The sequence below is a fragment of the Rhizobium sp. BK251 genome (assembly GCF_004345245.1).
GTDB lineage: Bacteria > Pseudomonadota > Alphaproteobacteria > Rhizobiales > Rhizobiaceae > Rhizobium.
In genome coordinates, this window is sequence record NZ_SLUQ01000010.1 from 87,079 (window position 1) to 101,427 (window position 14,349).

The following is a 14,349-nucleotide window of genomic DNA, read 5'->3' on the forward strand; positions in this document are numbered from 1 at the left end:
CTCTCAATACTCAGAAGTGTCTAATGAAGGCATCTCTGTCGTCGCCGGTGGGCGATGCTCGAGTGCGCCCGAGCCAAGCTCGGCTGGTGGCTCGGATCATGTCGTGTCAATGGCGGAAGTGGGCATCACCAGCGCCGATTACTCTGAGGGTAGAAGCGCACGGGTCAACGGTTCGTATGTCTTGCGATACAACGCGTTACCGAACAGCCGCAGCACTGCGTTCCGCAGCGTGCTCGAACTGTTCCTGAGCTTGTCGCGGTCTTGCGACTTCTTCTGCACCCATGCGATCCGTTCGATACGCGCGTCGTGAAACCGTTGGAGAGCCTCTTCAATCTGTCCCGGCCGCGACAGCATCTCCGCCAACACAACCGCATCCTCGATAGCCATGCCCGCTCCCTGTGCCATGCTGGGAGAGGACGCATGTCCGGCGTCGCCAATAAGAATAAGGCCATCCTTGATCCAGCGCTTTGCTGGGACTTCCTGCAACTTGGCGCGATGGATGCGGGTCTCGGGATAAAGGGCGGCGACGACTGCGCCAAGTGGACCGCGGAAATCGCTGAAGAGGCGCTTGAGGGTGGCGAGGGAGCCGTCGCTGAACTCGTCAGTGCCGCAGTCCGCGTAGATGTACGTTTCGCTTTTACTGATCGGTATGCCCAGCAGCGTGCGCCCTTTGCCGAGCATCGCCGTCCAGCCGACAATCTCGCCATTGTTCGGAACGACGAGCCGCCAACAGGAGATGCCAACCTCGCGAGCTTCATCGGCGCCGAACGCCATGTTTCGAAGCAGCGAGTTGACCCCCGCCGCACCAATCACCAAATCGTATTTCTCTTCACGACCGTCGGAAAACCGAACAATTCGCCTGTCCGCGCGAGAGGCGATCGAGGTGACCTCCAGGCCGTACCTGACGGCGCCCGGATCCAATGATTTCTGCAGGACGTCAACCAGTGACTGTCGTGAAAGGGCCAGACACGGACCGCAATTCTTCCACACGTCGTCGGTGCGCACGTGGTTCAGAACGGCTCCTGACGAGGACAAAATCCGTTGCGTGGCAATCGGATAGGCGAGGGAGCTCGTCTCGCCCAGCAATCCCAGGTCACCGAGCGCCCGCGAGGCGTTTCCGAGAAGGAAGATACCTGCTCCTTCCGTCGGAGGCTCCTGCCGCCGCTCGATGACTTCGCATTCCAACCCCTTGAGCGCCAAGGCCCGCGCCGTGGACAAGCCAGCTATACCAGCACCGACAATCAGTATTTTCATCGACAATTCCTGCGTAAGATATTCGCGGTTGAGTCCAACCCGCGCATCTGGGTGTTTAGACGATCCTAGCCGCTTCCCGACGGTCAGCTCGCGCGCTAAACGGGATTTTCCGGTTTCAAATGCAACACGAAGCTTTGCCGGCAGATAAAGCTCCGCAACGACCCCTGTCGCAGCGGAGCTCTCCTCAAATCGATGTGAGGTGGGCGGCGGTGCTAGACTGTACGTTGCGCCGGCGCTTCTTCTTTTTGTGCCACGACGGTTGCAAGGCTTCTTTCGATCCTCGCCATACCGTCGATCCTGCCAAACTCATCCTGCAGCGCCCGTACTCGGTCCCGGAATGTGCTTTCGGCAAAGATACGTCGATACGCGTCCCTGATAGCCTGCGGCGTCGGAGAGCCTGTCTGAAGGTTGATGCCCACTCCTGACCACGCAATGCGGGCGGCGACCTCCGGCTTATCTTCCGTCGATCCGGCAACAATGATCGGCACGCCGGCCGCTAGCGCCTGAGTGACCGTTCCATAGCCGCCATTCGTGATTAGCAGGTCGATTTGAGGCAGCAGCCAATCGAATGGCAAATAAGACGCAATGCGTGCGTTGCGCGGAATGTCACCGTCGATTGCATCGGCGTTGCGGCCGCCGGCCGTGACGATTACCAGGGTATCGGGCTCATCCGCCAGAGCATCCAAAGTCGGTTGAACGAGCGCCTTGAAATCCTCGTTTGCCACCGTTCCTTGCGTCACGAGAACAACACGTTCGAACTGAGCGAGATCGCCAGCCCAGTGCGGCAATTGCGTATTCGACGGAACTTGCGGGATCGCGCCTGTAAAGATTATGTTGGTTGCAACAACGTCCTGCGGGTATTCGAATGACGGGACTGTCATCTGCCAGTAGGCATCCGCTTTCAGCGTTCCGACATTGCCGAAACTCGTGTTCTCCGCATTGACGCCGAGTTTTGCGAGCTCTTGAGCATACAGGTCCTGGAGCGGCTCGCGGGCCTTGGCTACGCTGGGTAGTGCCTCGTTCTGGTAGGACAATCGAGTCGCTTCATCCGTCGCAAAGGGCAGGGCAGGACCGTGGGGAGCATGATCCTGACGTGGTGTGGTAAGGAAGGTAATGCCGCAGCCGATTAGGGCTGGACGCTCGTATCGCGGTTGGAACAAAAACGGGATCGCGCCAAAAAATAGCTGCTCGTAGACGATCGCATCCGCGTCGAACGCCTCCAGCACTTGTTGCAGGCGATGATAGTGGCTCGCCATTGGACCGATGAAGAACGAGGTAAAGTCGAAAACGACTCGCTCGATGCCAGCCGAACGCTGTTTCCTCTCGGGAAAGGCGCGATCTAGATCGCTTGCATCGAAATCAACCTCTGAAGGAAACGCGAAGGCGTCTATGCCCGCCTGCCGCACGGTTTGAAGCATCGCAGTGCCCGTATAGAAAGCGGTATCGTACCCGCGTTGGGAAAGTTGATGGGCAACGCCAAGCAGGGGATTGATGTGGCCGCCAAAGGGCGCTGCAGCGAAGAGTATTTTCATGGAAATGTTCTCTCTGAGCTAAATTCATTTTACCTGGAAATCGCAGGCACCCTCGGTGCCATGGGTTGCTTTTAGCGAGGAACGAGACCGTTAAGATTGTAGAAGGCATCGGAAATTTCGGGCGTTATGCGCAAATACCCAGTGGGCTGGCTCTGGGAAGGCAGGCACGATTATTGAGAGCGTATGCTTCCACGGCCTCCGATGCGTCTTTCTCGACTCAATCGGCGATAGCTGCGGCAATATCCGAAGCTGGCTCGCTTCCGAAGCGCTCACGCCCTCGCGTGCCGAGGACGAACGGGGCGACTTCGCCCTTGCTGAAAAGCCGGTAGGTAGCTGGAAACGGACATGTGTGGCGTGACCTCCTGCGCAACGGCCGCGACCTGCGTGCGTTGCCGTATGACGTCCTCGCCCGTCTCCGGTTACGATTCAGTCACGGGCGACGCTACAACCCACTTCAGAAGCTCAGCTATCTTACGGTCATCTTTGCCCTCTTGCCCCTGATGGTGCTCACGGGCCTCATGATGTCGCGCGGGATGGACCCGGCATGGCCTTGGCTCCTGGAGATTTTTGGAGGGAGGCAGACTGCCCGTTTGTTCCGCTTTCGTCGCTGCGCAACCAGGCGAGGCCGCGCCCAAGGGCTCGGTACGCGGTGTTTCATTGTTTCGACAATTGGCAGAGCGGCGACACTGGGGTTCCGTGCTACGGAAGCATTGATCTTATTGACGCGCGGCATCCGCAGACCATTCTGGCCTACGCGATGAAGAGTGCTCCCTATGGTTGCAAGCGGAGCACCCCTTAGAGTCCGCGTCGAACGCCAGCTCGAATACAAGATGAGCAAGTTCATCACGTCCATTGACTTGGTCTCGACCTTTGCCGAAATCCAAGACGGTGGCGGCGGATGTTGGGAAGATCAAGGATACGACTGGTACGCGGGCATATGATAGACAATCGTGGCCTCTACGAATGACGGGCGCCTTAGCGCCCGGTATTGCTTCGACAGGCTTTCGCCCTTCTCGCGGGAGGCCGTTTCAGTGGACTATCCAGAGAAATGGTCTCCCGGCTGGTTTCTCGCGTGGATGCGGCAACCCTTTGTACAGGCCTCTCCTCAAGAGCACCCACTCGTGCTTCCGCACGTGTCGCACTTCTCGCAGGTTCCGTTTCGGACCATCGTGAAGTTCTGGCACTCGGTGCACATGTTGCCGGTGTAGCCCTGCATGATCGAGCGGGCGCGGCGTTCGGCTTCCAGCTTCTTGGCTTCCGTCTTGGCGGAAGCTGCTTCGGCTTCGGCCTTGTCGGAGAAGAGGGCGGTTGCCTCCCGGGCGCTTTCCTCGATCACTTCCTCCACAATCTCCTCGGCCAGTTCCTTGGCACGCTCCTCGTAGTCCCGCTTGAAGGCGAGGATTTCGGAGGTCGAGACGGAAACGGCCGGCTCGAGCTTGCGTGCCGTATTGCCGGCGATCGAGGTGATCGTCGCACCGCCGGAGGAGGCTCGGGCGGGTGCCGCGGTCGAGGCTCCCTTCGGCTCGGCGGACGGACGCTCGCCGCTGGAGACCAGTGTTGGCTTGTAGCCGCGCGTCCAGCCGGTGGAGACGAGGTTGGTCTTGCCTTCCTGGATGCCCTTGCCGAGTGCGGTGTTGGAGAAGTCCGACGTATCGACGTGGGCGAGGTCGTGGCGGCCGAGATAGGAGACGGCGAGTTCGCGGAACACGTAATCGAGGATCGACGTGGCGTTCTTGATCGCGTCGTTGCCCTGGACGATGCCGGCCGGCTCGAACTTGGTGAAGGTGAAGGCCTCGACATATTCCTCGAGCGGCACGCCGTATTGCAGGCCGAGCGAGATGGCGATGGCGAAGTTGTTCATCATCGCGCGGAAGGCAGCGCCTTCCTTGTGCATGTCGATGAAGATCTCGCCGAGACGGCCGTCGCCGAATTCGCCGGTGCGCAGATACACCTTGTGGCCGCCGACGACGGCCTTCTGCGTGTAGCCCTGGCGGCGGTTCGGCAGCTTCTCGCGTTCACGGGTGACGCGTTCGATCACCCGCTCGACGATCTTCTCCGTGATGGTGACCGCCTGCGCCGCAACCGGCTGCTGCAGCAGTTCCTCCAGCGCATCCTCGTCCGCATCGTCCTCGATCAGCGAGGAGTTCAGCGGCTGGGAAAGCTTGGAGCCGTCGCGGTAAAGCGCGTTCGCCTTGAGGGCGAGCTTCCAGGACAGCATGTAGGCGTTCTTGCAATCCTCGACGGTTGCGTCATTCGGCATGTTGATCGTCTTCGAGATCGCACCCGAGATGAAGGGCTGGGCAGCCGCCATCATGCGGATATGGCTTTCCACCGAGAGGTAGCGCTTGCCGATCTTGCCGCAGGGATTGGCGCAATCGAAGACGGCGAGGTGCTCGTTCTTGAGGAACGGCGCGCCTTCCAGCGTCATCGCACCGCAGACGTGGATGTTCGCAGCCTCGATGTCCTTCTTCGAGAAGCCGAGATGGTCGAGCAGGTTGAAGCTCATGTCGGCAAGCTGTTCGTCGGAAACCTTCAGCGTGGCCTTCAGGAAGTCGAGGCCAAGTGTCCACTGGTTGAACACGAACTTGATGTCGAAGGCGCTCTTCAGCGCGGCGTTGACGGCCTCGACCTTCTCGTCCGTGAAGCCCTTGGCCTTCAGCGTGCCGGGATTGATGGCGGGCGCCTGGTTCAGGTTACCGTGGCCGACCGCATAGGCTTCGATCTCGGCGATCTGGCTTTCCGAATAGCCGAGGGTACGCAGCGCTTCCGGAACTGCACGGTTGATGATCTTGAAGTAGCCGCCGCCGGCGAGCTTCTTGAACTTGACGAGTGCGAAGTCGGGCTCGATGCCGGTCGTGTCGCAATCCATGACGAGGCCGATCGTGCCTGTCGGTGCAATGACCGAGACCTGCGCATTGCGATAGCCGTGCTTCTCGCCGAGTTCGATCGCCTTGTCCCAGGCGCTCTTTGCATGGGCGGCCAGATCCTGGTCCGGGTTCTCCGAATGGACTAGCGCGACCGGGTCGACCGACAGCGCCTCATAGCCCGAGGTTTCGCCGTAGGCGGCGCGGCGATGGTTGCGCATGACGCGCAGCATGTTCTCGCGGTTCGGCGCGAAGTTCGGGAACGGTCCGAGCTCGGCCGCCATTTCAGCTGATGTCGCGTAGCAGATGCCGGTCATGATCGCCGTCAGCGATCCGGCAATGGCGCGGCCTTCGGCGCTGTCATAGGGAATGCCCGACGACATCAGCAGGCCGCCGATATTGGCGTAGCCGAGGCCGAGCGTGCGGTACTCGTAGGAGAGTTCGGCAATCCGCCTGGATGGGAACTGCGCCATCATCACCGAGACTTCAAGCACGACGGTCCACAGGCGCACGGCATGTTCGTAATCGGCGATGTTGATGCGCTTGGTCGCCTTGTCCTTGAACTGCAGGAGGTTCAGCGAGGCGAGGTTGCAGGCCGTGTCGTCGAGGAACATGTATTCCGAGCACGGGTTCGAGCCGCGGATCGGGCCGCCGGCGGGCGACGTGTGCCAGTCGTTCATCGTCGTGTTGAAGTGCAGGCCCGGATCGGCCGATGCCCAGGCGGCGTAGGAGATCGATTCCCAGAGGTCGCGCGCCTTCAGCGTCTTCATCACCCGGCCGTCCTTGCGGGCCGTCAGGTTCCAGTCGCCATCGTTCTCGACGGCATGGAGAAAGTCGTCCTTGATCGAGACGGAATTGTTGGAGTTCTGGCCGGAAACGGTCAGATAGGCTTCGCTGTCCCAATCCGTGTCATAGGTCTTGAACTCCATGTCCTTGTAGCCCTGGCGGGCGAACTGGATGACTCGGCCTACATAGTTCTCCGGAACCTGGTCCTTCTTGGCAGCGCGGATCTCGCGCTTCAGGGCAGGGTTCTTGGCCGGATCGAAGCAATCTTCGCCATCGCCTTCGCAATTGACGCAGGCCTTCATGATCGCCTTCAGGTGCCTGGCGACGATCTTGGAGCCGGTGACGAGGGCCGCCACCTTCTGCTCTTCCTTGACCTTCCAGTTGATGTAGGCCTCGATATCCGGATGGTCGATGTCGACGACGACCATCTTGGCAGCGCGGCGCGTCGTGCCGCCGGACTTGATGGCCCCCGCCGCACGGTCGCCGATCTTGAGGAAGCTCATCAGGCCGGAGGACCGCCCGCCGCCCGAGAGCTTTTCGCCTTCGCCGCGCAGCATCGAGAAGTTAGAGCCGGTGCCCGAGCCGTATTTGAAGAGACGCGCCTCGCGAACCCACAGGTCCATGATGCCGCCCTCGTTGACGAGGTCGTCTTCCACGGACTGGATGAAGCAAGCATGCGGCTGCGGATGCTCATAGGCAGACTTCGACTTCGTCAGCTTGCCGGTGAAGGGGTTGACATAGTAGTGACCCTGGCCAGGACCGTCGATGCCGTAGGCCCAGTGCAGCCCGGTGTTGAACCACTGCGGGGAGTTCGGGGCGACGCGCTGGGTGGCGAGCATGTAGGCAAGCTCATCCTTGAAGGCGGCGGCGTCTTCCTCGGAGGAGAAATAGCCACCCTTCCAGCCCCAGTAGGTCCAGGTGCCGGCAAGGCGATCGAAAACCTGGCGTGCGTCGGTCTCGGAGCCGGCTTGCTCATCCTTCGGCAGGCTCTTCAACGCCGCCTCGTCGGCAACGGAGCGCCACAGGAAGGAGGGAACGTCGTTTTCCTCAACCTTCTTCAGCCGTGTGGGAACGCCGGCCTTGCGGAAATACTTCTGCGCCAGGATGTCGGCTGCGACCTGCGAGAACTGCGCGGGCACGTCGATGTTCTCAAGACGGAAGACGATGGAGCCATCCGGATTCTTGATCTCGCTGGTCGCCTTGCGGAATTCGATATCCGCATAGGCACTTTGCCCGGCCTTGGTGAATCGACGTTCGATGCGCATATCCTGGTCCTCGTATCTGGCGCCAAACGGCGCAAAAATCCCTCGTCCGGCTTCGCGGTTTCATCGCGCAGCCAGTGTTCAATCCGCCTTTTGACAGGAGTCGCATCCGCAGATGTTATTCCTGTATCTTGTGGTGATCGTGGCTGCAAACACTAAATATAGTGTTAACAGCTTATTATCGCCAGTCCCGGATGCCGCTTTTGTGGAGAAAAAAATCGCGCAAAAACGTCCCTCCGGACCGCACGCCATCATAGGTGCAAGATCCTGAATCCACGCCCGATTTTAAAGAAGAACCGGCCTCGTTATGTCCGGTCCAGTCGCCGCCGCAACATCGAGTGCCATTAAGTTTGAAACGGCTGATTCCGTCAAGGGGTGGTTTTTGTCAGTTTTTTAACCACAACATATTGTGGCGCAATCCTGTGGAAATTGGGGAAAGGAAGGGAGGCCTTTGAATTCAAGAGCTTGCGGGAAATCGTTGGCGGCTCCGCCGTCCGCCGGGGAAGGGTGCTGGGGAAAAGTGCACCGAAAACTGAGGTTTGGCGGCAAAGTGGTGGAATCGGTGCCGAAATAAAGGCAAAAGCCGCTGCCGATTCGAGCGGTGACGCTCGCGGTCGGACCATTTCTGGTTCAAAGCGAATTCCAGCCAGATACCGACTGTGACCGCTCCGGCCTCGACGCCTTTTTAGCCTCCGATAAAGAGGATCGCCTCGAATTCGCTTTCCTGTGCCGATTCGTTCCGCTGGGCTGTCCCGATGACTACGCAGGCGCCGGCTCAAGCCTTCTTCAGGAACTTGCCCTAATGCCCTCAGCTTCACGCCGTCCGGACCTCTGCAAGGGTGAAAGACGATTGTTGAGCGGGAGACGAATCAAGTTGCGTTTGCCGCTCAATAACCGCAAGAAGTCGGACAGTCGGTGAGCTGTGGAGCCGAACGCAGGAACCTCCACCAAAACAAATGAGGCGCCGTCGGCGCCTCGTCGCATAGGAAGAGTAGAGGCTGGCGATCAGCCGCGCGCTCCCTTGGCGATCGGCTCCTGGTAGGTGAAGCCCATGTCCCAGGGAAAGTAGATCCAGGTGTCCTGGCTGACTTCGGTCACGAAGGTGTCGACCGTCGGAACGCCCTTCGGCTTGGCGTAGACGCAAGCGAAATGCGCCTTCGGCAGCATGGCGCGCACTTCGGCGGCCGTCTTGCCGGTGTCGGTGAGGTCGTCGATCACCAGCACGCCTTCGCCGCCGTCGGTGGTCAGCTCGGGCGTGATTCCCTTCAGCAGGCTCATCTCGCCCTGGTTCACATAGTCGTGGTAGGAGGCGATGCAGACCGTCTCGATCAGCCTTATGTTCAACTCGCGGGAAATGATTGCCGCAGGAACGAGACCACCGCGGGTGATGCAGACGATTGCGCGGAAATTCTGGTTGAGGCCTGCAAGGCGCCAGGCGAGCGCACGGGCGTCGCGGTGGAATTGGTCCCAGGAAACGGGGAAGGCTTTGTCGGGAAGGGACATGGCTTACTGGCTCCGGAAAGCACGGGTTGGTGAAGACAAGCTGGCAGCGCCAGCACCCTGAGGGAACGCAAGGCTTTGCGACATAAGCGCAATTCGCGCAGTCGGCGCTGCGCGAACGGGCCTCCTGCGGAGCTCCATCAATGGTCGCTGCAATTAGCGGGATTTGCGGCAAAAACGCAAGAGCCCGCAGCCCGTGAGCCTAGCGCGAGAGCAGCGTGAGCGCCGTCATCGAGTTCAGAAGCGTCTTCGTCACGCCACCGAAAAGCATCTGCCACAGGCGGGAATGCGTGTAGGCGCCCATCACCAGGAGATCGATGCTGTTGTCGGCCAGCCGGTTCTCGATAACGATGGATGCTGGCTGGGGAGCGCCTTCCACGGTGGAGAGCGTTGCCTTCACCCCATGGCGGGCCAGTGTCGCGGCGATCTCGGCGCCGGCCGTCATGGGAGACTGCGAGGCCGTGTCGGCTGGATCGACGGAGAATATCTCGACCTCGTCTGCCGCCTTCAGGAAAGGCAGGGCATCGAAGGTGGCGCGCGCCGCCTCCTTTGATCCGTTCCAGGCGACCAGCACGCGCTTGATGGGCTTTGGCGTGCGGATGACGTAGGGAATCATGAGAACCGGCCGACCGCTTTCGAAAAGGAAATTGTCGACATCCACCTGGCCATCGGCGGGCTTGGAGGGGTCTGGCTGCGCGGCGATGAGGAGATCGGCGCTGCGCGCGCTCTCGATCAGCGGCCCCGACCCATATCCGACTGACGTCGCGAAGCTGCGCCATTCGAATGAAATGCCCTCGCGCGCCGACTTCTCGCGGAAGGCCTTCTCGATTGCAGCGGTTTCGGAATGGGCCATGTCCTGAAGGGCCTGCACGGCAACCGGATCAGGAATCTCCATTGGCGCCACAAGCGGCACGGCGGAGACCGTCTCGGCGTGCAGTCCGATCACATGTGCGCCATGGGTGCCCGCAAGGGCACTGGCGAAATCAGCAACGACGGCCGCGTTGCCGACGGTATCGAGGATGGCGACGATGGTCTTGTAGGACATTCACAATCTCCTGTGCAGATGAAGGCCGCTTGCGTCGACTGATGATAGGATGATCTTTTGCCTCATTCTTGACGCTGATCAAGCTCTGCTTTTTAGCGCTGGCCGGCCTTCGCCCGGCGGATCTCCTCGATCATGGCCTCGACTGCGGCGCCGGCAGCCTCCAGCGGCTCCTGCGAACGCGCGCGCACGACGATCTCGGTAGAGAACGACTGGCCGACATAGCGTGGATAGGAGCCGATGCTGGTTTCGGGATGGGCTTTCTGGATAGCGGCGAGCGGGGCTCCGATCTCGCCTTCGCCGAAGGGGCAACTAATGGCGAGCGACAGCACGGGCGCTCCCTTGCGCAGGGCCGGCAAGACTTCGTCCAGCATTGCCTGGAAGACCTGCGGCACGCCAGCCATCACATAGACGTTGCCGATGATGAAGCCCGGTGCGGTCGAAACCGGATTGCGGATATGTGCGGCGCCGACCGGCATGCGCGCCATGCGCTGACGCGCCTCGGTGAACTCCATGTCTCGGCGGGCATACATCTCCCCGAGCAACTGCATCGCGGCCGCATCGTGCTCGCATGGCACCCCGAACGCCTTTGCCACCGCATCGGCAGTGATGTCATCATGCGTCGGCCCGATGCCGCCGGAGGTGAACACATAGTCGTAGCCGGGGCGCAGTGCGTTCAAGGCGGCGACGATCGCATCCTCCTCGTCTGCCACGATGCGAACTTCCTTGAGGTCGATGCCGGCAAGCTGCAGCATGTCGGCGAGATGGCCGATATTCTTGTCCTTTGTCCGGCCGGACAGGAGTTCGTCGCCGATGGCCAGCATGGCGGCGGTGACAATGCTATCAATGGTCATGGAAATATCCGAGAAAAATTTGCCTGGCGAATAGGTAGCGCTATTTGAGGGGTTTGCAAACTGCTGCTTCCCGGTGGCGCTCTGCGGTGACTATGCAAGCGAAATCTCGTCTACGGGCGTTGAACAGTGCGTTGCCGGGGGGAGGGCTTTGCCGCCCTCGTCATGCTGCTACAACCTCCCCGCGATCGCAATAAAGCTCGTCCACGAACGGAGATATTCATGGCAAAAGTTCTGGTTCTCTACTACTCGGCATATGGTCACATCGAACAGATGGCCTATGCTGCAGCCGAAGGTGCAAAGTCGGCTGGCGCCGAAGTCACCGTCAAGCGCGTTCCGGAGCTCGTTCCGGAAGACGTGGCCAAGGCCTCCCACTTCAAGCTCGACCAGGCGGCTCCGATCGCGACCCAGGATGAGCTTGCAGACTACGACGCCATCATCGTCGGCGTAGGCACGCGCTTCGGGACGGCAGCCTCACAGATGCGCAATTTCTGGGATCAGACCGGCGGCCTCTGGGCACAGGGCAAGCTCGTCGGCAAGGTCGGCTCGATGTTCACGTCCTCGGCGACGCAGCACGGCGGCCAGGAGTCCACCATCTTGGGCTTCATCACCACCTTCATGCACCAGGGCATGATCGTGGTCGGGTTGCCCTATGCCTTCCAGGGCCAGTCGGGCGTCGATGAGATCAAGGGTGGCTCGCCCTACGGCGCCTCGACGATCACAGGCACCGACGGCGCACGCCAGCCGTCCGCAATCGAGCTGGAGGCAGCTCGCTACCAGGGCGCGCACGTCGCAAAGATCGCGGCGAAGACTGCCTAAGGGCAAATTCGAGATCCAAAGCGAAAGGCGCGGCCCACAAAGCCGCGCCTTTTGACATGACTTGCAACGGGCGACAAATCAGACCCGATGCACTTGATCAACTGCGCTGCCTCGTTTACGCACGCAACCGCGCGGACGTGGCGAAACTGGTAGACGCAAGGGACTTAAAATCCCTCACCTTCGGGTATACGGGTTCGACCCCCGTCGTCCGCACCAATAAAATCAATAACTTGCAGAATTTTTAATACTAGCTTCTAGATTCTAGATTCTAGTGGGTATCCATCCTGGCTTGTCCGGAAAGGGATCGTTGAAGCTCGCTTCGCACCCAAGCCTCTTTCTATTTTTTCGAGCTTCGGAAGCGGCCTTTCGGAAATGCCTTCTAAGCGATGCGTAGGCGAGATTTGCGCACTTTTGGTAGCGGAAGCGCATTCCGCCATTGAGAACCAGGCACCGAGCCAGGCAACCATCGCAACGAAAGTATCGTCTATACCCACCAAAAGGCTGCGCGATCGTTGCGATCGGAACATGCTCGTCCACATCTTCCCGCTCGCCACCGGCAGGCCGAGCCCGATAGATCAATTACAACGTTGATCCAAAGTACAAATCCAGCCGGTCGTTTCGCCGCCACTTGACCAAGAGAGCGCACCTCGCGATCCGCCGGCGGCCGATTTCGGCGACAGCTTTCGCCTCGCGCTGAAGGCCGAGTTAGCATCGAAAGCCACCCAAACGATAGATTTCGCCTCTATACAACCGTCCTTCCGGACAGCGTCATAGCAAGCGCGGCTTCGGCGTTGAACAGTTACCCGCCCTGAGAGTTCCGACCCTCACCACAGCTTTTTTGAATTAGTCAAACGTGATATTCTCGCCTGAACGATCGGGTGCGATTTCATCAGACGGCCAAGCGATATGAATCGAGTTTTTATCAGCTATCGACGGGAGGATAGTAAATATCAAGCACGCATGATCTATCAAGCATTCTCAAAATTCCGACCAACCACCGAGGTTTTCATGGATGTCGATACGATCCCGCTCGGAGTTGACTTCGTGGGAGTCATTCGTGGGTGGGTACAAAAGTGCGACGTGCTTCTAGCTCTGGTTGGTGCTGGGTGGTCGGAATCCAAGGATCCCAAAACCGGGATTCGACGGCTGGACAATCCCGAAGACTTTGTTCGCATTGAGATAGGCGAAGCTCTCAACCGTGGGATCCCAGTAGTTCCGGTGTTGCTCGACGACGCACCACTACCCGACCGAGATCAACTACCTGACGACTTGCGCGATCTTTTTGCTCGAAACGCCGCGTATGTTTCGTTCCGGACGTTCGATACGGATGTGGAAGTTTTGATAAAAAGGCTGAAAAATACGTCGAAAAAAGGCGCAATAGCGGATGAGGATCCTGCACCGAAGCCAAGGGTTTTGTTGCGATCGGGCAACGTGGAGAACGCGTCCGCCGTGTCGTCACCTGCCATCGAAAAAGGCGCCAAGAGTAAACGCATTCATACAGCATGGACCGGCAAGAAATTATCGATATTTCTTGTTTTAGCTGTGCTCGTGGCGACAACCATATCAATATGGTGGGCGTCGCAAAATGGAGCGCGTCCGCAGGGCACAAAACTCCGGATGGAAGGGGCTGAAACGGAGGTTCCTACGTCGGCAATGGAAAGTTCTAAAGCTCAGCTTCCCACGGGTGCTGCAGTGCCGCCCGCGGAACCACCTTCGCCCAAAGTAGTGAACGGGAAGAACTGCTTTGAAATTCCGTTCATTGACTATTCGCAAAACCCTCCTCAAGCAAGTACAATTACTCGATGCAAATAGCACGTCGGAGGGGACCTATGCCGCACGGAAGCAAAATTCTGGCGATTATTGCGGTGGTACTCATTTTTTTCAACTCGGGGAGCGCAGCTCGTTCGGCTGAAGCGGACGAAGCTGTTGGTGTTGCGCAAACTATTATGACCGCCATAATACAAAAAGAGTTTGACGCTGTCTGGGATCAGACCAGTGATTGGTATAAGAAAAGAGTTGGAATCCAGAAGCAAGCATTTGTTGCGAACTGGGCGCTTAGTCGACAAATCTTTGCTCCGTTGAAGAGCTCCAACATTATAGATGTTCAATTCACCACCAGCGACCCTACTGGATATATCGGAAAAATATACACAGTAACCTTTCTCAATGAATACGAAAATGGGAAAACCTACGAGAGAGTGGTTTTAACTGAAGAAGGCGGAAAGTTCAGGCTTTCCAATTTTTTCGGGGCTGAGGCCAAGTAAATGCTGCTCTAGCTGAGCCAGAACAACAGGCCGATCTTCCCGAGACCGAATTTTCAAACGAGCGCTACCAAAAACGCAGGCGGAAGGGTGTTGGGCTAATGTTGACACGACCGCGTCAACGCAGCGCGATCGGTGTTGTGACATCAAAGTGGTCAATGCGGAGTGAGCCGCGTAG

9 protein-coding genes, 1 tRNA gene and 1 pseudogene are annotated in these 14,349 nt (G+C 59.1%); 5 read left to right on the forward strand and 6 right to left on the reverse strand.

The genetic code is table 11. From position 1 onward, the window contains the following. Positions 1-138: 138 nt before the first annotated feature. Complete coding sequence (locus tag EV286_RS25265; protein ID WP_132959943.1) at positions 139-1,254, reverse strand: FAD-dependent oxidoreductase; 1,116 nt, start codon at positions 1,252-1,254, stop codon at positions 139-141. A 212-nt stretch (positions 1,255-1,466) separates the two neighbouring features. After that, positions 1,467-2,786: a nucleotide disphospho-sugar-binding domain-containing protein gene (locus EV286_RS25270; protein WP_132959944.1), complete on the reverse strand. Its 1,320-nt coding sequence runs from the start codon at positions 2,784-2,786 to the stop codon at positions 1,467-1,469. A 619-nt stretch (positions 2,787-3,405) separates the two neighbouring features. Here EV286_RS25270 and EV286_RS25280 point away from each other — a divergent pair. Continuing rightward, positions 3,406-3,727, forward strand: a pseudogene (locus EV286_RS25280) (molybdopterin-dependent oxidoreductase); the annotation flags it as partial. A gap of 164 nt (positions 3,728-3,891) precedes the next feature. Here EV286_RS25280 and EV286_RS25285 read toward each other — a convergent pair. The 4 genes from EV286_RS25285 to EV286_RS25300 all read right to left on the reverse strand — a co-directional run bounded on the left by EV286_RS25285 (position 3,892) and on the right by EV286_RS25300 (position 11,094). After that, on the reverse strand, positions 3,892-7,701 hold the full coding sequence (locus EV286_RS25285; protein WP_132959945.1) for a vitamin B12-dependent ribonucleotide reductase: 3,810 nt from the start codon (positions 7,699-7,701) through the stop codon (positions 3,892-3,894). Between the two features lie 1,002 nt (positions 7,702-8,703). Beyond that, positions 8,704-9,201 (reverse strand): xanthine phosphoribosyltransferase, encoded by a 498-nt coding sequence (gene gpt / locus EV286_RS25290; protein ID WP_132959946.1) that lies wholly within the window; start codon positions 9,199-9,201, stop codon positions 8,704-8,706. A 199-nt stretch (positions 9,202-9,400) separates the two neighbouring features. Next, positions 9,401-10,243, reverse strand: a complete 843-nt coding sequence (locus EV286_RS25295) for a universal stress protein (RefSeq protein ID WP_132959947.1) — start codon at positions 10,241-10,243, stop codon at positions 9,401-9,403. Positions 10,244-10,335: 92 nt separating this feature from the next. Continuing rightward, positions 10,336-11,094 (reverse strand): competence/damage-inducible protein A, encoded by a 759-nt coding sequence (locus EV286_RS25300; RefSeq protein WP_132959948.1) that lies wholly within the window; start codon positions 11,092-11,094, stop codon positions 10,336-10,338. Positions 11,095-11,313: 219 nt separating this feature from the next. On the opposite strand from EV286_RS25300, the gene wrbA reads away from it, so the two are divergent. The 4 genes from wrbA to EV286_RS25320 all read left to right on the forward strand — a co-directional run bounded on the left by wrbA (position 11,314) and on the right by EV286_RS25320 (position 14,174). Further along, positions 11,314-11,910, forward strand: a complete 597-nt coding sequence (gene wrbA / locus EV286_RS25305; RefSeq protein ID WP_132959949.1) for an NAD(P)H:quinone oxidoreductase type IV — start codon at positions 11,314-11,316, stop codon at positions 11,908-11,910. Between the two features lie 131 nt (positions 11,911-12,041). Further along, a tRNA-Leu gene (locus EV286_RS25310) sits at positions 12,042-12,126 on the forward strand. A gap of 690 nt (positions 12,127-12,816) precedes the next feature. Further along, positions 12,817-13,722, forward strand: a complete 906-nt coding sequence (locus EV286_RS25315; RefSeq protein ID WP_132959950.1) for a TIR domain-containing protein — start codon at positions 12,817-12,819, stop codon at positions 13,720-13,722. 17 nt (positions 13,723-13,739) lie between these two features. Next, positions 13,740-14,174, forward strand: coding sequence for a DUF4019 domain-containing protein (locus EV286_RS25320; protein WP_165932933.1), 435 nt, complete (start codon positions 13,740-13,742; stop codon positions 14,172-14,174). Positions 14,175-14,349 lie beyond the last annotated feature (175 nt).